Source organism: Arcanobacterium phocae (assembly GCF_018913465.1).
GTDB lineage: Bacteria > Actinomycetota > Actinomycetes > Actinomycetales > Actinomycetaceae > Arcanobacterium > Arcanobacterium phocae_A.
Map to the genome: position 1 here is coordinate 517965 of NZ_JABAPM010000001.1, position 20536 is coordinate 538500.

Here is a 20536-nt window from a genome sequence, read left to right on the forward strand (position 1 = left end):
TCGCCGTGAAAACGTATCGCGATGATGCCATCGTTTTGCGTACCCACGATATCGGTGAGGCCGACCGAGTTATTACGATGCTCTCGCGCAATCATGGGAAAATCCGTGCTGTAGCAAAAGGAGTACGAAAAACCGGTTCCCGGTTTGGTGCCAGAGTGGAACCCTTTTCCCACGTTGACGTACAAATATATCGCGGGAAAACGCTTGATACTATTTCTCAGGTTGATTCGATTGCGCAGTATGGGCGTACTATCGGGCGTAATTATGATGCATATACGGCAGCATCGGCTTTGGTGGAATTGGCAGATTATATTAACGACGACGATGTGCCGGATACTCGGCTTTTTGTTTTGCTTTTTGGTGCGTTGCACGCGGTTGCGTCGAATATGCATCCACCCGAGCTCGTTGTGTACTCGTTTATCTTGCGGTCCATGACGATTGCCGGTTGGGGATTTTCGATTAATGAATGTGCCACGTGCGGAACTACGGGGCCCCACTCAGCGTTAAATATTGCGGCTGGTGGTGCGGTGTGTGATAACTGCCGACCAGTCGGTTCGGCAACACCATCAGTCGAAACCTGGCAACTATTATTTGCTCTGGTTGTGGGAGATTGGGCGGTGGCGGATACGTCGTCGTCATCTGCTCGAAAAGCAGCTGGAGCAATAGTCGCAGCCTACGCACAATGGCATTTAGAAAAACACATGAAGTCGTTACGTCTTCTTACCGTACACTAGGACATTATGGAACGTATCAATCCTATGCCACATGAGCCACTTGCCCCACCCGCTGGAAAAGTACAGCCACCGGTGTTACCCGCTGATGCTATTCCACGTCACATCGCCATTGTCATGGATGGTAACGGCAGATGGGCGAATGCGCGTAATCTGCCGCGCACTGAAGGTCACAAAGCTGGCGAAATTGCACTCATGGATGTTCTAGCCGGGGCGGTAGAAATAGGTGTTGAGGTCGTATCAGTCTATGCTTTTTCGACCGAAAATTGGCGCCGATCACCCAGCGAAATCGCGTTCTTGATGAAGTATTCTCGCGATGTGATCCACCGCCGTCGTCACGAGCTCGATAATTGGGGTGTAAAAATCGTATGGTCGGGCCGGCATCCACGGCTCTGGAGCTCGGTGATTCGTGAGCTGCAAGAGGCACAGCGATTAACGCGTTATAACTCAACCTTGACCCTAAACTTTTGCTGTAACTACGGCGGACGGGCAGAGATCACTGATGCCGTAGTTGAGATTGCGCGAGCTGCGGCTGCCGGTGAGCTTAACCCACGTAAGATCACAGAAGCTACAATTGCGAATTCGCTGTATCAGCCAGCACTACCAGATGTGGATCTGTTCATTCGCTCGGGAGGTGAGCAACGCACCTCGAACTTCATGTTATGGCAGGCGTCTTACGCAGAGATGATGTTTGTTGATGAGCCATGGCCGGAATTCGATCGGACCACGCTATGGCGGTGTATTTCGGATTATGCACATCGCCAACGTAGATTTGGTGGGGCAGTTGACCAGATCGTGCCGGAAAACTAGCAAGCTAGAAGAATGCGACCAGCAATCCTATCCCGTATGTTCCCCACATTGCTAGGTTGCCCCAAACAATATTTCGCAGAGTTGCTTGCTTTATCGGTGCACCGCCTAACCAAGCTGAAACTGCGCCGGTGATTGCTAGTGCAATGCTTACCGATACTACTGTCAGACCGATTGCCCAGCCGCTGGGAGAAAAGATCATCGCGATAAAGGGGATAAGCGCACCAAGCACAAACGAGATCATGGATGCCCAGGCAGCATGCCAGGGGTTAGTCAGATCGTTTGCATCGATACCGTATTCATATTGAGTCAAGGCATGGACCGGATCTTTTTTCGTTAGTTCCTCAGACATTCTCCATGCCAGTGGTTTTGATATGCCTCGACCCGCGATTAGGCTTGCTAGCCGTTGTTGTGCACCGTACGGATCCCGACGAAAGAAATTCCGTTGGGCCAAGACAGCTGCTTCTTCGGTATCGCGTTGAGTGGACACCGAGACGTATTCGCCGGCGGCCATCGACAGCGCGCCTGCGACCATGCCAGCAACACCTGCAGCAAAGAGTGCGTGGCTGTCTACCGCAGCTCCGGATACACCCATAACTATGCCAGCAGTGGAGACGATTCCATCGTTGGCGCCAAGGACTCCGGCGCGAAGCCAGTTGAGCTTGGAATTCAAAACTGTTGTTGTTTGAGCTGCGGGAGTGAACGAAAGATTCGCGGGTGCGTTCGTCTTAATGTCGCAGTTGCAGGAATGATGATCAAAAGTTAGAGTCATTTTCTGCTCCCTTCGTCTCTAACATTCGTATATCCATACTCTATCTGACGCAATAGCATTGGTATAGCAAGGTTAGGCGGGCCTTGGGACGGTAGTCCTAACCTTTTGTGTCGGTGAGGTATCACGTCTAGACTTAGACGCATCGAGACTCCCTACTAGAAGGTTGGACGCTTGTGAACTCTGCACGCCGCTACCTGATCCTGACAACTTTTCAGCATCCTGGACCTGTTGCTGGAGTACTTAAACTTCGAGGCATCTCGGCTACAGTTGTCCCCACGGATTCAGGGGCTGCGATTGTTCGTGATATTCCGGTAAAAAGCTTTGATGACTGGGACATTAGTGAGCTTCTAGGGGGAGCTGACGATGCTGTAGACGTAGATGAAACCGCAGATGTCTCAGATCAGCCTGGTGAAGTAGCAGCTATTGTGTCACAGCTGTCCGAATACGGTGTTATTTTGTTGACTGCGGATTTAGGAGACGACGTCGGCACGGAAGTTGGCACATCCGGGCTAGTGTCTGCAGTACGTTATCTATCCGGACAACGAGACGAAGAAATTCCAGGTGGACTCATTCTTAATGTGTTAGATCCCTTGATTGAATCCCTATTGTTGGGACAAAAAGATCCTGCGGACGTTCCTGGCGCGATTAGTAAGATGACGTCCGAAGAGTTAGAGCAGATTTTCCGCGAGATTAACGGTGACGAGGAGAACGATCGTGCCTGATATCGCCTCGCTACTTGCTCCGAATCCGTTTTCTAACGACGACGGATCGGTTCCACCTGAACTTGCCAAAGCTTTTACTTTGTCAGTGGCTGATGGACGAGCAGAAGCTGTTGTCGCATCGTTAACGCGCTTGTTGCTACCGGTGGTTCCACATGAGCATCCGGGGCTCGATGAGTCTGGTCGCGTAAAAGAACATCAGTCTTATTCAGCGCAACCGTTGGCGGGCGATGGGTCTTTGGTTACTACTGAGCTCGCTGGGCAACGGCCAGCGGTGGTTGTTTTCTCAGGCATCGATGCGCTTACACAATGGCACGAGGGAGCGCGCCCGGTACCGGCAACTGTTGAATCAGTTGCTATTGCCAGTCTGAAACAGCAAACGGGTCTGATGGTTCTCGATCCTGGTTCGTCCACAGAAACTTGGCTGGGGCGTACAGCAGTTATAGCGTTAGCCAGTGGCGGGCGCTGGTTGGCGCCCTGGAATGATGAAAGAATTAAAGACTGTGTCGCGACGGTTGCTCAAGAGGTTGCCTCTGACATTGTCCATATGAGTATCGAGCCCGGACCGGCTGGTTTTTGTATTGTGGATATTATTTTCCCTGCAGATAGGCAGATGTCTGATGTTATGCGGGTGGCAACATACGTAAGTAAAGCTTTAGAAAGTGATCCTTATGTGCGTGCTCGGCTCGATGTTGTTGAGATAAGACCTCGCATATGCTGAAACGTGCGCAAGCTCACCGCATAATTTGATTGTAAGGGTGAATGTTTTTGGGATCTGGTGCCGAAAGCTGGTAGAGTTAGGTAATGACCGACCGGCATATGCCGGAACGCAAGCGGAGAATATCCCACCTGGGTCCCGTTAGGGGCCGGGTTACGAGAATACGGCAAAGTACCGTATGCCCTCTGGACTCCGTGCGCGTCGCACGTCGAAGTTAAGTTAAGAGGAGCAATTATCAACGAGCCAAGAATCAACGATCGAATCAATGTCGCCGAAGTACGTCTAGTAGGCCCAGCCGGAGAGCAGGTCGGCGTAGTACGTGTTGAGGATGCACTGCGACTCGCTCAGGAAGCGAACCTCGATCTTGTTGAAGTGGCAGCTAACGCGAACCCGCCCGTGGCCAAACTTATGGACTACGGAAAGTTCAAGTATGAAGCCGCACAGAAGGCACGCGAGTCACGTCGCAATCAAGCCAATACGCAATTAAAGGAAATGCGCCTCGGTCTTAAGATCGATCAGCATGACTATGAGACCAAGTTGAAGCGAATTATTAAGTTCCTCAACGGGGGAGACAAAGTCAAGATCCAATTGCGCTTCCGGGGGCGTGAGCAATCCCGTCCAGAAGTAGGCATGAGACTCATGGAACGTCTAGCTGCAGATACTGCAGAAGACGCAGCCGTTGAGTCAGCGCCGCGTGTTGATGGTCGCTCCATGGTGATGGTGCTTGCACCAACTCGCCGTAAGTCAGAAGCTAAATCTGATCAGCGTCGTCGTCGTGAAGCTGAACGTGAGAACCGTCGTGCTGAAGAAGCGCGTCGTGCTCAAAAGAATGCTGAACGGATTGCTTCGAAAACTGAAGCGCCTGCTGAAGACTGATGGCTTAATTTCAAGACAAGCTGACACGAACCGCTTCTGTAACAGGAAGCCAGAACAGAACGCTACCTAGGTAGCATTGAGGGAAATAAAATGCCAAAAATGAAGACGCACTCCGGTGCAAAGAAGCGTTTCCGTAAGACGGGATCTGGCAAGTTGATGCGTGAGCAGGCTGGTAAGCGCCACCTTCTCGAGCACAAGTCGTCTCGTCGTACTCGCCGTCTATCCTCGGATCAGCCGGTGGCACGGGCAGACGTCAAGCAGGCCAAATCATTGCTCGGCATCTGAGCTAGCTCGCACTAAAGGAGATTAAAGAACATGGCACGTGTAAAGAACGCCGTTAATTCCAAGAAGAAGCGTCGCACTGTACTTGAGCGGGCATCTGGCTACCGTGGTCAGCGCTCCCGCTTGTACCGCAAGGCTAAGGAACAAGTTACTCACTCATTCGTATACAACTACCGCGACCGTAAGGTCCGGAAGAATGAGTTCCGTAAGCTGTGGATCGCTCGTATCAACGCTGGTGCTCGCGCCAATGGTATGACGTACAACCGTTTCATGCAGGGCCTCAAGCTCGCAGGTATCGAGCTTGATCGCCGTATGCTTGCTGAAATGGCAGTTAATGATCCAGCTGCATTCGCATCCGTTGTTGAAGCTGCTCGCAAGGCACTTCCAGCCGATGTTAATGCTCCAGTTGCCTGATTTTAGGTAAATTTAGCTCTGATGACGCTCCCGCTCGGTTAGTTGAGTGGGAGCGTCATCGTATTCGTAAAATATTAGGAGTATTCATGCCGCGAACACCGATGATGACACTTTCTGGTCAGCTGAAGAAAGCGCTTGGTTTATCTCGGCGTAAAGCGCGTATCGAGTACGAGCAAGCACTCGTTGAAGGTCCGCAGGCTGTTCGCGAAGCATTGGCAGAGATGCCAAACCAAGTTCGCGACGTCTATGTCACTGAACCTGCCCTGGAACGTTATCCAGATATTGACGAGTTACTCATACACGTTGACCCGTATACTCACGTGCTTCCATGCGAGCTAAGTGAACAGCATGCTCCAAATGCACAAGGAATTTTTGCGGTAATCTCAATTCCTGATGAGGAAGAACTAGACACTGTGTTCGCCCGTAGCCAGTTATTGGTGTGCATGGTGGAGGGATCTGATCCCGGCAACGTCGGTACTATTATTCGATCTGCTGATGCGGTCGGCGCTGGCGGTGTCATCCTTGGGAGTGGTTCTGTTGACGCTACAAATCCTAAAGTGTTGCGTTCTACCGCCGGTTCTTATTTCCATCTCCCTATCATCGAAGATGAGGACGTTTCTCAGGTAGTTGATCGAGCTAAGCTAGCAGGTTTCCAAGTTCTTATTGCAGATGGTAATGGGGATTATGACCTAGCAACGCTGTCAGATCAGGCATTACTTTCTTCTCAAGAACATAATCCGCTAGCGGATATCGATTTACGTAGGCCCACGTTGTGGTTAGTTGGAAACGAAGCACACGGGTTTACTCAACAGCAATTGGCATGGGCAGACGCGCGGGTTCGTATACCTATGTGGGGGAAATCAGAATCACTTAACGTAGCTATGGCCACGGGACTTTGTCTGTATGCTTCAGCGCAAGCACAAAATCGAAATACTGCTTGTTGAACACGAGAAAACTGTCGCGCGATATGCTCTTCAAATCCTAATTCCTGTTACGATGAACATACCTGCGTAGCAACAGGGGAAGTCCGGCTCTCGTCGGGATGTCAGCATGAAATGTTATCAGATCGTTATCTAAAATGGTCGGTCTGTGTTGCATGATATGTGATAAACACCTACGATAAATTTGTCGGACAACATACGAGCTTCCAGGTGACGGTTGCTCTTATGCTCAATGGAGAGGAAAGTATATGTCTGTCAAGAAGACGCGTATCGTGGCAACGCTTGCCGCAACAGCTTTGGTACTTAGTGCCTGTGGTGGCAACACTGAAGCAAAGAGCACCGATGATGGTGCACAGTCCAAAGGTCCATCTGGTGTTCTCAACGCTGGTGTAGCCTACGAAACAACGAACTGGAGCCCAATCCACGCTGGATCGGCCCTTGCTAATGGAGTTAACTGGCATATTCTCGAAGGTCTCTACGACTTCAATATGGCTGACTACTCCACACACGAAGCACTCGCTGCAGGGGAGCCAAAGGAAGTTGGCGAACTTACATACGAGATCTCGTTACGCGAGGGTGCAAAGTTCTCTGATGGAACCGATGTCAAAGCAGACGACGTCGTCAAGTCTTACGAGCGCAACTCAAATGAAGGTGGACTTTACACCCCATTCTTCAGCGCAATTAAGAGCGTAACCGCCAAGGACGATTCCACCATTACCATTGAACTGAACTACCCATTTGCAAAGCTCAAGGAACGCTTGGCCTTAGTGAAGGTCGTTCCAGCTAGCATGAGCGATGACGATCTCAAGACAATGCCAATTGGTACTGGCCCATACAAGTTTGAGTCGGCACCAAAGGAAGGTACTCCTATTACTGCGGTAGTGAATGAGCACTACAGCGGCAAGAATCCAGTGAAGCTCGAGAAGATCGTCTGGAACCCACAAAAGGACGACAGTCAGCGTCTATCAGCTGCCTTGGGCGGTACCACCGACGTTATGGAAGCTGTTCCAGCTGCCACGATCGATCAGCTCCAAGCTGCAGGGTGGGAAGTCAAGGAAGTCGAAGGGTACAACAACCCATTCTTGATGTTCAATACCACTAAAGCCCCATTCGATAAGCCAGAGGTTCGCCAAGCAATTCACCGTGCGATTGACATTCAGCGACTCATTGATTCCTCACTTGACGGCAAAGCTATAGCAGCTACCTCCTTCTTGCCAGAAGTGAACCCATCATATAAGAAGCCAGCAACTGACCTCAGCTACTCTATCGAAGATGCAAAGAAGCTTTTGGCTGACGCCGGTGTTTCCGATCTCGAGATGACCTTGCTGACCACTGATCACCCATGGGTTGCTAACTTGGCTCCTCAGATTAAGGAAGATCTTGAAAAGATTGGAATTAAGGTCAACATTGAGTCCAAGGCTTCTGCTGCGCTCTACGCTGATAATGCTGATGTGGAGAACCCAACCTACGACGTCATCTTGGCTCCAGGAGATCCGTCCGTGTTCGGTAACGACCCGGCTATTTTCTTCTCATGGTGGTACGGCGACAATGCATGGATGCACAAGCGTTCTAACTTCGCTAACTCGGATAAGGAAACTTACGACAAGATCCAATCTTTGATGGCTGAAGCCGATTCGCTTGATGGTGCTGAAGCTAAAGCAAAGTGGGGAGAAATCCAGGATATTGTTGCTGAAAAGGCGCCAATCTTCCCATTGTTCCACCGTTCGATGATTACTGCCTACAACCCTGCTGCGCTTGATGGTGTTGACTCCATTGCAACAACCGGTTTGTACCTCCTCGGTGCATCCCATAAGTAAGTCAGACAGCTGAATTAAACGATTGAGGGGCGGATGCGAACACCCGCATCCGCCCCTTCCATCACTCAACGTAGTCATAAGGAATAGACCGAATGAATAATCTACTTAGACTCATCGGGCGCCGTCTGATTGCCTTGCCAGTAATGGTCATAGGCGTGACAGTCCTAGTCTTTCTCATCATGGCTCTTTCGCCTATTGATCCGGCGTACAGCACGCTTGGCGAAAATGCTACCCCTTCCGAACTTGAAGCTTTCCGCGAGCAACAGGGGCTGAACGAACCGCTCCTCGTTCGCCTAGGCCTATACATATTTAACCTTTTCCAAGGAGATCTGGGTGTCTATGGTGTTGGTGTATCCAATACTGTTTCTTCGCTCATTGGACAAGCATTGCCAGTCACTTTGCAACTAACGTTCTTCGGTCTGATTCTGGCTGTGATCTTCTCATTCCCGCTTGGCGTTCTCGCAGCAATCTATCGAGACCGTTGGCCAGATCAGCTTATTCGCGTTCTATCCGTTATTTGCATTGGAACGCCATCCTTCTGGCTCGCTGTTCTGCTCGTTCTTGCATTTATCGGTAAACTTCCAGTTTCTGGTGCGTTACCACCAATGTTTGAGGACTTTGGCGGGTGGTTCTTGCGAATGCTACTACCAGCGGTAGCACTGGCTATTCCAGTTATCGGCCAAATGACTCGCGTAGTTCGAACCTCGATGGTAGAAGAACTTGACCGAGATTATGTACGTACCGCTTTGGGTGCTGGCATTCCAAAGTCAGTTGTTATTGGCCGCAATGTTCTACGTAATGCATTGATTACGCCAGTTACTGTTCTTGGTTTGCGAGTCGGCTATCTGATGGGTGGCGCCGTCGTCATTGAAATCATTTTCGCGATCAATGGTATGGGACAGGTTTTGATCAAGGGCATCCAGAACAACTGGGTTAACCTCGTTCAAGGTGGTGCTTTGGTCGTAGCAATTGCATTCATTATTGTCAATATCATCGTGGATATGCTTTATTTGCTGATTAACCCACGTATTAGGTCGGTGTGATCATGGGAAAGAAAGAAAAGCTAACTAAAGTTACTCAGCCAGGAGCCCGTTTCTCCCGTATCCGGAACATGAGTGTTGGTGCGCGGATTGCTCTCGGCGTTCTCTTCCTCATTGCGGTTATTTCTCTTCTCGCACCACTACTAGCGCCATATTCGCCAGAAGCTATCTACGATAAATGGGCAGCACCGAGTGCAGATCACTTGTTTGGCACCGACCACGTCGGCCGTGATATTCTCAGCCGGCTCCTATATGGCGGTCGTTTCTCACTGATTATTGGTTTGTGTTCCACCGCTATTGCACTGTTCTTTGGGGCAATTATTGGCTCGATCGCTGCAGTTGTGCGTAAGTCAATCTCCGAAGTCATTATGCGTATCTTGGACATCATTATGGCAGTGCCAGGTATCGCAATGGCAGCGGTAACTGTCCTTGTGTTCTCGGCGCGTTTCAGCTCGGATAACCTCGTTGGAATTCTACTCGTTATTATCTGTTCGATTGCATTCGTTTACACGCCACAGTTGGCACGTATCGTTCGCGCAAATGTGATGAGCGCATACGGCGAAGACTACGTTCGCGCAGTTATCGTCTCTGGTGCTCGTGCACCGTGGATCTTGGTTAAGCACGTGATGCGTAATACCGCTGCTCCAGTACTCGTTTTCGCTACGGTGCTAGTTGCAGACGCAATCATTCTAGAAGCGTCATTGACCTTCATCGGTTCGGGGCTACAATCAGCTATGGTCCCAACATGGGGCAATGTGCTATCTGACGCTTCAGCAAATATTTCGGTCATGCTAGGTAAATGGTGGACAGCGTTCTTCCCAGGCGTTTTGATCATGATCACTGTGCTGTGTCTTAATATTTTGTCTGAAGGTATTACAGATGCGATGGTAGCTGCACCAAAGGGCGTTTCCGTTGCACAGGTCGATGCTTCGTCTAAGCGTGAAGCAGATAAGCTCCTTCTCGACCCACGCAAGGCGTATGCTGAGCAAGCAGCTTCCTTGCAGGCCCGCATCGATGCTCTCCAAGAAGTCGAGTCGAAGCGACATGATCGGTTCGTTTCTGATCCTTCGATCACCCCGCTGCTAGAAGTTAAGAACTTCTCGATTAAGTTCCCGCGACATGGAGATGTTAACGTCGTCGATAATGTTTCATTTACAGTATCGCCAGGCGAAACAATGGGTCTTGTTGGAGAATCTGGTTGTGGTAAGTCGATTACTGCTCTATCGATCATGGGTTTGATTGATCCCCGCGCGGAGCTATCCGGTGAGCTCTTGTACAAAGGCGAGAACTTACTAGAGATGGGCGCCAAGGAACGGCAGCAACTTCTAGGCCATGAAATGGCAATGATCTATCAAGATGCACTCAGCTCACTTAATCCGGCGATGCTGATTAAGTCCCAGATGAAACAGCTAACTTCGCGCGGCGGTACCCGCAGTGCTGAAGAGCTCCTTGAGCTCGTTGGCCTCGATCCGAAGCGTACCTTGGAGTCGTATCCTCATGAGCTTTCGGGAGGACAACGCCAGCGTGTTTTGATCGCAATGGCATTGACTCGTGACCCGAAGCTCGTGATTGCCGACGAACCAACTACAGCTCTTGACGTGACTGTTCAAAAGCAAGTAATTGCGTTGTTGAATGATCTGCGTGAGAAGCTCGGTTTCGCTATGATCTTCGTATCACACGATTTAGCGTTGGTTGCTGAAGTTGCTCACTCCATTACGGTGATGTACGCGGGTCAGGTTATTGAGCAGGCTCCTACCTCAGAACTATTGCTTCACCCGACGCACGAATATACACGTGGATTGCTGGGCGCTGTGCTCTCCATCGAATCTGGATCAGGACGTTTGCATCAGGTTCCGGGTACAGTCCCGTCACCAAAGGACTTCCCAACTGGAGATCGCTTTGCACCTCGTTCTTCTCATCCAGATTATGGTTTGGATATCCGCCCGGTCTTGACAGAAGTCGGACCGAGACATTACTATGCAGCACTGCCGCCGCGTCCGGAACAAACCAACGACAATTCGAAGGTAGGTGAACAGCTGTGACCTCTCAAGATACGCCAATTATCGAACTCAAGGATGTTAAAGTTACGTTCTCAACGCGAACTGGCTCACTCTTTAAGCCAAACAAAATCCAAGCTGTACGTGGCGTAAGCATGAAAGTAATGCCTGGTCAGACGCTTGGAATTGTGGGCGAATCTGGTTGTGGCAAGTCTACGACTGCAAACGTTATGTGTGGTTTACAGAAAGCTTCTGCAGGGCACGTATTCTTTAACGGCGAGGAAGTGACGAAACGTACAGCTGATGCGCGACGTCGAATCGGTGAAGTGGTATCGGTTGTCTTCCAAGACCCTGCCACCGCATTGAATCCTCGTATGGTTATCCATGATCAGCTTGCGGATCCAATGCGCGTCCACAAGATGGGGACGGAAGCTGAACGAGAGAAGCGCGTGAGCGATTTGATTTCCATGGTTGGACTGCCTGAATCTGCGCTAGATGCGCTCCCAGGTCAGCTTTCTGGTGGTCAACGGCAGCGTGTCGCTATTGCCCGTGCATTGGCTCTGAAACCAAAAGCAATTATTGCGGATGAGCCTACTTCGGCACTCGATGTTTCAGTTCGTGCTCAGATTTTGAATCTACTCACCGATCTGAAAAGAGATTTAAACCTAGCAATGGTGTTTATTTCTCATGACATTCAAACGGTGCGATACGTATCAGACCGCATCGCAGTCATGAATAAGGGCTTAGTTGTTGAAGAAGGGCCAGCAGCTGAACTTTTAGCAGATCCTAAAGACCCATACACTCGGAAACTTTTGGGCGCAGCTCCGTCATTGCTACACCCAACTATTTAAGGAAAAGATGATGACAGAATTTCGTGGAGTTATTCCTCCGGTAGTTGTTGCAGAACACGAAGATGGTTCGTTCGATGCTGAGTCTTATCAGCGTGGACTGGACCGAATGATCCAAGCGGGTGTTCACGGTATCTTCGCGCTTGGTTCTTCCGGTGAAGGAGCGTTTGCAACTCCTGCGCGTCGTGAAGAAATTTTACGGGCTACCAACGAGGTAGTAGCTGGGCGAGTTCCAGTGTTGGCCGGGGTGATTGATACCCAAACTGATCGAGTAATCGAGCACATCAAGCAGGCAGAAGCAATTGGCGTTGATGGAATTGTTGCCACTGCTCCATTCTATGCTCTTGGTGGAATGCCACAGATTGAGCGCCATTTCCGGCAGCTTCATGATGCTACCGAGCTTCCGATCTTCGCGTACGATATTCCAGTATGCGTTCACGTGAAGCTCCCACCAGCATTACTTATGAAGCTCGGACAAGATGGTGTAATTACTGGCGTGAAGGATTCGTCAGGTGACGATGTCTCCTTCCGTTTCTTACTCCAAGATAATGAGCGAGCAGGACATCCGCTGTCACTACTGACTGGACACGAGGTTGTTGTCGATGGCGCATACCTCGGCGGCGCAGATGGTTCGGTTCCTGGCCTCGCTAACGTTGATCCTGCTGGCTATGTCCGGCAGTGGAACGCATACGTAGCAGGGGATTGGGAGACAGTTCGTAAGGAACAAGATCGACTCGCAGATTTGATGCGCATCGTCATGGTTCCGTCTTCAACTACTGGTTTCGGAGCTGGCGTTGGGTCTTTCAAGACCGCTTTGAAGGTTCTCGGTATCTTCGAGTCAAACCAGATGCCAGAGCCTGTTTCTAAGCTGCTTCCAGCGGAAGAAGAAGGTATTGCGCAAGTCCTGCGTCAAGTTGGACTGCTAGATTGAGTTTAATCATAGCTTTCTAAATAGTTGTGGCTGGGAACTTTCGTTCCCAGCCACAACTCATAGGTCTGTTATCGATTACTGTGCGTCATCAAGACGGTCGCTAGCTTCTTCAATCTTGTCGCTAACCCGGTTAGCGACATTTCCAAGTTTATCTGAAGCTGTTTCGCTAGCTTGTTCAACTTTGCGGTCAGCTTTTTCAGCCAATGAGTCATCTTTTCCAAGCGCGTCTTGGACCTTGTGTTTAGTATTGCGAACGACGTCGGTGACGTTCTCGCCAGCATCGCGCATGCCATCAACAACACTGCTCTTGACATCTGTCAATTTAGCTTTTGCTTCGGATGAAGACACCGATTCTTTCGCAGTGTCTAGAAATTCCTTTGCTGAATCGGTTGCTTTTTCGAATAGATTCTTTTCCTCAGCCATGGCGGCCTCCTAGAGTTGACGTCGTATATTGTGTCCTAGTCTAGTAAGTTCCGTGCTACGTTGCGTGTTTTTAGGTCTATTTTAAGCTCATGGCGAGGATTTCGTGACGAATAATATGTGTTCTGTCTTAAGAAGTTGTGTGATTGACGCTCTACAATAGTAGGTGTCACAGGTTTACGATGAAAGGCCATTATGGAACCGCTGAGTCCGATGGATGAAGCTGGGATTGCTGCAGCTATTGCCGCTGCGAAAGAAGCATTCTCACTTGCGGAATCTCTCGAAGAACTAAAGGAAGCTAGAATCGCTCATAGTGGCGATAATGCTCCACTAACAACCGCAAATATGCAGATTAAGTCGCTCGATAAGTCTGACCGTCCAGTCGCTGGAAAGCTTATGGGAGCTGCTCGTAAAGAAGTTCAGACAGCTTTGGCGCAAGCTACAGATCGTATTGAAGCTGCTGTAGAAGCTCGAATGCTTGTCGAGGAGACTGTCGATGTTACCGTGCCGGTTAGGCGTGCTCCTAGCGGTGCCCGTCATCCTTTGCCTGCACTGATGGAAGATATATCTGATCTTTTCCTTGGAATGGGATGGCAGATTGTTGAAGGCCCAGAGTTGGAGCATGAGTGGTTTAATTTTGATGCGTTAAACTTTGGTCCAGATCATCCCGCACGTCAGATGCAAGATACGTTCTATGTTAAAGGCAGTGCATTTGCAGGTGCCGATGCTGATGTAGCAGAGCAGCCAGGTCTTGTGCTTCGCACGCACACTTCGCCGGTTCAATCGCATGCCATGTTAGAGCGCGGAGTACCGCTGTACATTGTTTGCCCAGGAAAGGTGTTCCGTACTGATGCGCTTGATGCTACACATACGCCTGTATTCCATCAGATAGAAGGATTGGCAGTTGACAAGGGCTTGACGATGGAGCATTTAAAGGGAACGTTGGATCACTTTGCCCGTAATCTATTCGGTCCTGAAGCAAAAACTCGGTTGCGCCCATCGTACTTCCCGTTTACAGAGCCGTCCGCTGAAATGGATCTATGGTTCCCACAGAAAAAGGGTGGAGCCGGATGGATTGAATGGGGTGGTTGCGGCATGGTCAATCCGGAAGTGCTCCGTAACGCAGGTATTGATCCTGATGAATACACCGGTTTCGCATTCGGAATGGGTATTGAGCGTACGCTGATGCTCCGTAACGCAATTGCAGATATGCGCGACATGGTAGAGGGCGATGTACGTTTTTCGCAGCAATTCGGCACAACTGGAAGGGGAAACTGATGCCACTTATTCCTATTGATTGGCTCGCCAGTCACGTCGAAGTTCCTTCCGATCTTACTGCAGCTCAGCTGGCTGCTGACCTAGTTAAGGTCGGGCTGGAAGAAGAAGAGATTCACAAGCCAGACGTTTCTGGCCCGATTGTCGTTGGAAAGGTTCTTACGCTTGTCAAGGAGCCCCAGAAGAACGGCAAACTTATTAACTATTGTCGAGTCGATGTTGGTCAGCATAACGATGCCCCAGGTGAAGGGAAAGAGCCAGTAGATTTCCCATCTCGTGGAATCATTTGTGGCGCACACAATTTCGTCGAGGGTGACTATGTTGTTGTCTCTTTACCTGGTGCAGTATTGCCTGGTGACTTTGTAATCGCTTCACGCAAGACGTACGGACATATTTCGGACGGCATGATTTGTTCCTCTCGTGAACTCGGTTTAGGCGAGGACCAAGGCGGAATTATCGTGCTAGCGCATTCTGCTGAAGAAGCGACTAAGGCTGGTTTACCCAAGATCGGTGAAGATGTCCTTCCATTCTTGGGCTTAGCGAATGAAACCTTGGAAATTAATGTCACGCCGGATCGCGGCTATTGTTTCTCTATGCGCGGAGTCGCACGTGAATACGCACACTCTACCGGGGCTAAATTTACAGATCCGGGATTAGCTCAGAATCTTGATTCGGACCCACTTGCAGTGAATAACAATGGGTTTGAAGTAGTTGTTGATGACCAAAATCCAATTCATGGTAAGCCAGGTGCTGATCGGTTTGTTACTCGAATTGTCCGTGGCGTCAATCCGAATGCTGAATCGCCGAAATGGATGAAGGATCGATTGACTGCCGCTGGCATGCGACCGATATCGTTACCAGTTGATGCTACTAACTATGTGATGTTGGATTTGGGGCAGCCGTTACATGCGTATGATGCAGCGAAGGTTGTCGCACCATTGGTGGTACGACGTGCTGAGAATGGCGAAAAGCTGATCACTCTTGATGGTATTGAACGCGCATTAGACCCTGAGGATCTCGTAATCGCAGATTCAACTGGCGGAGTTGGCGCACGCGTGGTTGGTCTGGCAGGAACAATGGGAGGCCTTGAAACCGAAGTCAGTGAGGAAACGTCTGATATCTTAATCGAAGCAGCTCATTTCGATCCGATTTCAGTTGCTCGTATGGCTCGTCGTCATCGTTTGCCATCTGAAGCTTCGAAGCGTTTCGAGCGGGGTGTAGACCCAACGATTGCTGCGATTGCAGTCCAGATGGTAGCAGAGATCCTCGTAGATTTCGGTGGCGGCGTTATCGATGACGACGGATTTGACCTTAACAATGTTCCTTCCGTTGATTCGATTCCATTTGCGGTTTCCGAAGTGAAACGATTGACTGGCCTGGATGTTCCTCGTGATGAAATTATCCGGATTCTTACTGAGATTGGATGCGAAGTCGATAGCGATTCGGAAGAGCTTTTAGTTACTCCTGCTCCGTGGCGACCCGATTTAGTTGGGCCGGCTCACTTTGTCGAAGAAATTGCTCGACTGATTGGCTATGATGAGATTGTTTCTGTTCTGCCAACGCCTACTGGTGGCTCTGGTCTAACGCACAAGCAACGTCAACAGCGCGATATTATTCGTGCTTTAGCTGAGCAAGGCTGGACGCAGGTTTTGTCGTATCCGTTTGTCTCGGCGGCAACTTTTGATAAGCAACTATTTGCAGCAGATGATTCACGTCGTGAAGCAATTGTCTTGGCAAATCCGCTTCAGGATGAGGCACCGTATATGCGTACCTCGGTCCTTGACTCTTTGCTTGAAACTGCGAAATTGAATGTAGCACGGTCAAATCCGGCAGTTGCAATTTTCGAGTCATCCATTGTGACACGTCCGCATGATCTTGTTCCGGCAGAAAATCCGGGAACAGGACAGCGTCCAACTAAGGAACAGCTATCAGCGTTGTCGCAGGCTATGCCAAGCCAACCACACCATATCGGCGGCGTAGCTACTCCAGTTGCTACCCAAGCGACTGCAGGTTTCCCTGCGGTTGTGTGGGACTGGCGAGATGCATTGAACGCTGTTGAGGTGATTGTACGTACGCTCGGTGCGCACGTAGCCTTCGCGCAAGTTGAGCAGGCCCCCCTTCATCCTGGACGTGGTGCACAAGCTAGCGTTAACGGAACAGTTATTGGTTACGCTGGCGAACTGGCACCAAAGGTTTGTCAGGCCTTTGACCTGCCAAAGCGGTCAATAGCATTCGAAGTAGATGTAGACGCTCTTCTTCATGCTGTTGATATGAAGCCTCTAGCAATCAAGCCCGTAAGTTCTTTCCCCGCCGCCAAGGAAGACATTGCTTTGGTAGTTGATCAAGATCTTCCGGCAGCTGAGGTAGAAGAAGTTGTTCGCGCTGCCGCTGGAGAGATTCTCGAAGAAGTTCGTCTCTTTGATGTCTACACTGGTGACCAGATCCCTGAAGGGAAGAAGTCATTAGCATTTGCGTTGCGTCTGCGCGGCACGGATCATACTTTGACCGCTGAAGATGCAGCCGGCGTACGTAACCGCATTCTCAAGAAGACAGGGAAGAAGTTCGGCGCCCAGCTACGAGGGTAAAACCTCAAAGCGTGAACTATTACCAGTCCTTGCTAGCGTGTGGAGAGTCTGTCTTTGACTCCCCACACGCTAGACTGCTTCTATGGAAGCTGCAACAACTGTTTTAATTACCGGAGCATCACGCGGAATTGGCTCATACATCGCTCGTGGTCTAGCTCGTCCAGGGCGGACCCTATTACTCACTGCGCGGACCCATGAAGCGCTATATGATACTGCGAAAGCATGTAACGCGCGTGGTGCAGATGTTGTTGCTTTGGGAGCTGATCTAGGTGCTCCTAGTGATATAGACCGCGTATTGTCAACAATTCTCGATTATCCAGTGGATTTACTTATCAACAATGCTGGCGTCATGGAAGAGGAAGCTCTGCCGTGGGACACAGATCCGCAGGCATGGTGGAATACCTTGGAGGTCAATCTGCGCGCGCCCTATTTGCTTGCGCACGCGTTGATTCCGCCGATGCTCTCTCGCGGTGGTGGACGGATTATCGATTTGTCTTCTGGAGCTGCAGTGCAGGATTCGGCAATGGCGTCGGCGTATTACGTGTCGAAAACAGCATTGCTCAGATTTGCTGGTTCGCTCCACGAGGCGGGTTATTCTCAGGGATTACGGGTTTTCTCGGTAGCCCCGGGCGTAGTGCGGACTGATATGACAGCTAACCGTGCAATGCATGAGGGCCGGACACATTGGAATGATCCACGTGAGGTGGTTGAGATAATCACGGCTATTGCAGACGGGGAACTAGATGGAATATCCGGAACACAGGTGCGTGCTGGAACTGATTCAATAGCTGAGCTAAGGATGCGGAGCAAACGAGGGGCCGGGGCATCCGAGCGAAAATTGCGCTTAACTCCATGGGAAATTTAGTGACGTTACCCTAAATAACCATACTTTTATTACGGGCGAGATCCAGCGGTTTGTATAATTATACGGTAAAGTGAATTTAAGCAAGGTGTGTTATGTCTGGACTCTTACCACGTTACGATCAGAGCATGATGGCAGCGTACGGCTTACCGCCGTTAGTTCTTACTCGTGGTGACGGCGTCACTGTGTGGGACTCAGAGGGGCGAAGCTATCTTGACCTTGATTCTGGTGGTGGCGTGACATCGCTGGGGCACAATCATCCGCAATTGCGAGCTGTGCTGGCTGACCAAGCTGAAAAGATTCTGCATGTGTCTAATGCTTACGCCACCGAACCACAAGTCGCGTTAGCGGAGCGTTTGCAACAGTGTTTGTCTGATGAGGGCTATCTTGGCCCAACTGCGCGTGTTTTCTTTTCGAACTCCGGCTCGGAAGCTATGGAATCTGCGCTGAAGCTAGCGCGGTTACACAAACCTGGCGGACGTATCTTAACGCTCAATCGTTCGTATCACGGCCGTACCATGGGAGCCCTCTCGCTCGCCGATGAAGCCTACCGGGCTCCGTTTGAGCCATTACTTTCTGGCGTCTATGTCGCTGACGATGCAACTGATTTAGAACAAGCCTTCGACGACGACGTCGCAGCGTGCGTCATTGATGTACATCATGGGCGGTCGATCGAAAGACTTAATGACGCTGAACTGGGTCGTGTTCGTGATTTATGCGATCGCTATGGCGCGTTGCTTATCCTTGATGAATCTTTGTCCGGTGTGGGACGCACTGGACGGTGGTTCGCGCATACTCCGCGAGTTGTGGCTGACGTGATTACGCTCGCGCGAGGACTAGGTGGGGGCGTTCCTATCGGCGTTACAATCGGATTTCAAACGGCTGGCCGGTTGGTTCAACGTGGGCTTGAAGCTTCTTCTACCGGAGGAAATCCACTGGCGACGGCGGCCGGTTTAGCTGTCTTGAACAGTATTGAGCCGTTGCTACCGCACGTCACCCTAACCGGAACATGGCTCAAAGCTCGACTGGCAGAACAAGGATATAACGTGCAAGGCGAAGGTCTTATGCTTGCAGTTAACATCCCAGAGGCGGAGAACTGCGAACGGCATCTGCGTGAGAGAGGCTTCCTTGTCACAGCAACGAATAATGAACAAATCCGACTGTTGCCACCGTTGATCATTACTCGTGACGATCTTGTACCTTTTGTTGAAGTCATGGGAGAAATGAAAGGGAAACTGTGAAACCTTCTATTCCGACCACGCGTGCGGCGCGCCAAGCTATGATTGTTGCCGTTGTCGAACATTCCGCAATTTCATCGCAAGGCGAATTACAACAAATTCTTAAAGATAAAGGTATTGCCGTTACACAGGCAACGCTCTCTCGCGATCTTGAAGAGTTGCGTGCTTTCAAGGAACATAACTCTGCTGGGCAACGTGTTTATCGGATACCAGGTGTCACTGATCTCGCTGAATCGGATAATGGCGTGCGCGCACAGCTGAAACGGTGGGCACGCGAATTACTTGTTAGCGCACAAGAAGCCGAAAATCAGATTGTGTTACGTACCCCTCCGGGCGCAGCTCAGCTTCTGGCTTCGTCATTGGACCGCGCTGTAATCGATGGCGTTCTCGGATGTATCGCGGGAGATGATACGGTTCTCGTGATCACCTCGTCGGTTGACCGTGCCGCTATTTTGAAAAATGAACTCTTAGATTTAGCGCATTCACGACCCGGAGCAGAAAACGCCTGATGGATAACACTATTGAGACACAACTTAGCCACCGCTCGATCCGCGAATTCACGGATCGGGAAGTCTCCGCAGATACTTTGGCTACGCTATTCGAGGTCGCTATGCGAACTTCGACCTCTCGTGGATTCCAGCATGCTGGTCTGATACATATCCATGACAACAAGATCAAAGATGCTTTGGCTCGCATTGGGAATCAGCTATATATTGCGCGTGCTCCAGAGCTGATTGTGGCTATTGTTGATACGCGGCGAAGTGTACGAATTTTAGAAGAAAAAGGCGCTGATCCAACGCCAGCTAAATCCATGGATGCTTTTCGCGAAGGATTTACGGATGCAGTATTGATGCTTCAAAATATCGCGGTTGCAGCCGAGTCCATGGGGTTAGGAGTCACGTTGTTAGGATCGATCCTCAATAATATTCCGCAGCTTATTGAGATATTAAAACTTCCGCAGTACACATTCCCTGCCCTAGGCATCATGCTAGGATATCCAGCGCAAGAGCCACAGCTAAAGCCGCGCATTCCCGCTCATCTTAGAGTGATGGATGATTCTTATCAGGAGCCTGACTCATGGTTAGATACGTTGTCCGAGTATGACCGGCAGATGACTACCTACTACGATGCCCGTTCCACGAACCGGCGTTCCGATACCTACACCGATCAAGTCGTTCGCAAACTTCAAACAACACCTGTTAAGGACGCCTTTTTCGATCATGTTGTAGTACAAGGATTCGGTCCTGCTACGTGATAGTGAAG

General features: G+C 50.2%; 21 protein-coding genes. 19 read left to right on the plus strand and 2 right to left on the minus strand.

Going from position 1 to position 20536, the window contains the following annotated elements; translation table 11 throughout:
- The first annotated feature begins 5 nt into the window (after positions 1–5).
- Both recO and KSO86_RS02430 read left to right on the plus strand, forming a co-directional pair.
- A complete protein-coding gene (recO, locus tag KSO86_RS02425) occupies positions 6–734 on the plus strand; it encodes a DNA repair protein RecO (protein ID WP_216378073.1) in 729 nt (242 codons plus the stop codon).
- A gap of 6 nt (positions 735–740) precedes the next feature.
- Entirely contained in the window at positions 741–1541 is an 801-nt protein-coding gene (locus KSO86_RS02430) for an isoprenyl transferase (protein ID WP_216378072.1), read from the plus strand.
- A 4-nt stretch (positions 1542–1545) separates the two neighbouring features.
- On the opposite strand, the gene KSO86_RS02435 is transcribed toward KSO86_RS02430, so the two are convergent.
- On the minus strand, positions 1546–2310 hold the full coding sequence (locus tag KSO86_RS02435) for a VIT1/CCC1 transporter family protein (RefSeq protein ID WP_216378071.1): 765 nt from the start codon (positions 2308–2310) through the stop codon (positions 1546–1548).
- 173 nt (positions 2311–2483) lie between these two features.
- Here KSO86_RS02435 and KSO86_RS02440 point away from each other — a divergent pair, with 173 nt between their 5' ends.
- The 11 genes from KSO86_RS02440 to KSO86_RS02490 all read left to right on the plus strand — a co-directional run bounded on the left by KSO86_RS02440 (position 2484) and on the right by KSO86_RS02490 (position 12893).
- Positions 2484–3032, plus strand: a complete 549-nt coding sequence (locus KSO86_RS02440) for a hypothetical protein (RefSeq protein ID WP_216378070.1) — start codon at positions 2484–2486, stop codon at positions 3030–3032.
- The gene (locus KSO86_RS02445) at positions 3025–3750 is read left to right on the plus strand and encodes an SseB family protein (RefSeq protein WP_216378069.1); all 726 of its coding nucleotides are present in this window, start codon (positions 3025–3027) and stop codon (positions 3748–3750) included. The genes KSO86_RS02440 and KSO86_RS02445 overlap by 8 nt, the downstream gene beginning before the upstream one ends.
- Before the next feature lie 246 nt (positions 3751–3996).
- On the plus strand, positions 3997–4623 hold the full coding sequence (gene infC / locus KSO86_RS02450; RefSeq protein ID WP_366504492.1) for a translation initiation factor IF-3: 627 nt from the start codon (positions 3997–3999) through the stop codon (positions 4621–4623).
- A gap of 90 nt (positions 4624–4713) precedes the next feature.
- On the plus strand, positions 4714–4908 hold the full coding sequence (gene rpmI, locus KSO86_RS02455; RefSeq protein ID WP_216378068.1) for a 50S ribosomal protein L35: 195 nt from the start codon (positions 4714–4716) through the stop codon (positions 4906–4908).
- A 30-nt stretch (positions 4909–4938) separates the two neighbouring features.
- The gene (gene rplT / locus KSO86_RS02460) at positions 4939–5319 is read left to right on the plus strand and encodes a 50S ribosomal protein L20 (protein WP_091281196.1); all 381 of its coding nucleotides are present in this window, start codon (positions 4939–4941) and stop codon (positions 5317–5319) included.
- 86 nt (positions 5320–5405) lie between these two features.
- Complete coding sequence (locus KSO86_RS02465; protein ID WP_216378067.1) at positions 5406–6263, plus strand: TrmH family RNA methyltransferase; 858 nt, start codon at positions 5406–5408, stop codon at positions 6261–6263.
- A gap of 245 nt (positions 6264–6508) precedes the next feature.
- Positions 6509–8077 (plus strand): ABC transporter substrate-binding protein, encoded by a 1569-nt coding sequence (locus KSO86_RS02470; protein WP_216378066.1) that lies wholly within the window; start codon positions 6509–6511, stop codon positions 8075–8077.
- 92 nt (positions 8078–8169) lie between these two features.
- Complete coding sequence (locus tag KSO86_RS02475; RefSeq protein WP_091281204.1) at positions 8170–9120, plus strand: ABC transporter permease; 951 nt, start codon at positions 8170–8172, stop codon at positions 9118–9120.
- A 2-nt stretch (positions 9121–9122) separates the two neighbouring features.
- Positions 9123–11159, plus strand: coding sequence for a dipeptide/oligopeptide/nickel ABC transporter permease/ATP-binding protein (locus KSO86_RS02480; protein ID WP_216378065.1), 2037 nt, complete (start codon positions 9123–9125; stop codon positions 11157–11159).
- Complete coding sequence (locus tag KSO86_RS02485; RefSeq protein WP_216378064.1) at positions 11156–11965, plus strand: ABC transporter ATP-binding protein; 810 nt, start codon at positions 11156–11158, stop codon at positions 11963–11965. Before KSO86_RS02480 ends, KSO86_RS02485 begins: the two co-directional genes overlap by 4 nt.
- A 7-nt stretch (positions 11966–11972) precedes the next feature.
- A complete protein-coding gene (locus KSO86_RS02490; protein WP_216378063.1) occupies positions 11973–12893 on the plus strand; it encodes a dihydrodipicolinate synthase family protein in 921 nt (306 codons plus the stop codon).
- 75 nt (positions 12894–12968) lie between these two features.
- Here KSO86_RS02490 and KSO86_RS02495 read toward each other — a convergent pair whose 3' ends face one another.
- Positions 12969–13316 carry a hypothetical protein gene (locus tag KSO86_RS02495; RefSeq protein ID WP_216378062.1) on the minus strand — a complete coding sequence of 116 codons (348 nt, stop codon included), beginning with the start codon at positions 13314–13316 and terminating at the stop codon, positions 12969–12971.
- Between the two features lie 192 nt (positions 13317–13508).
- Here KSO86_RS02495 and pheS point away from each other — a divergent pair, with 192 nt between their 5' ends.
- From pheS to KSO86_RS02525, 6 genes are all read left to right on the plus strand, one after another.
- Positions 13509–14591: a phenylalanine--tRNA ligase subunit alpha gene (gene pheS, locus KSO86_RS02500; RefSeq protein ID WP_216378061.1), complete on the plus strand. Its 1083-nt coding sequence runs from the start codon at positions 13509–13511 to the stop codon at positions 14589–14591.
- Positions 14591–17173, plus strand: coding sequence for a phenylalanine--tRNA ligase subunit beta (pheT, locus tag KSO86_RS02505; protein ID WP_216378060.1), 2583 nt, complete (start codon positions 14591–14593; stop codon positions 17171–17173). Before pheS ends, pheT begins: the two co-directional genes overlap by 1 nt.
- An 82-nt stretch (positions 17174–17255) precedes the next feature.
- Entirely contained in the window at positions 17256–18038 is a 783-nt protein-coding gene (locus KSO86_RS02510) for an SDR family NAD(P)-dependent oxidoreductase (RefSeq protein ID WP_216378059.1), read from the plus strand.
- 92 nt (positions 18039–18130) lie between these two features.
- Complete coding sequence (locus KSO86_RS02515; protein ID WP_216378058.1) at positions 18131–19276, plus strand: aspartate aminotransferase family protein; 1146 nt, start codon at positions 18131–18133, stop codon at positions 19274–19276.
- Positions 19273–19782 (plus strand): arginine repressor, encoded by a 510-nt coding sequence (argR, locus tag KSO86_RS02520; RefSeq protein ID WP_216378057.1) that lies wholly within the window; start codon positions 19273–19275, stop codon positions 19780–19782. The genes KSO86_RS02515 and argR overlap by 4 nt, the downstream gene beginning before the upstream one ends.
- Complete coding sequence (locus tag KSO86_RS02525; protein ID WP_216378056.1) at positions 19782–20528, plus strand: nitroreductase family protein; 747 nt, start codon at positions 19782–19784, stop codon at positions 20526–20528. The genes argR and KSO86_RS02525 overlap by 1 nt, the downstream gene beginning before the upstream one ends.
- Positions 20529–20536 lie beyond the last annotated feature (8 nt).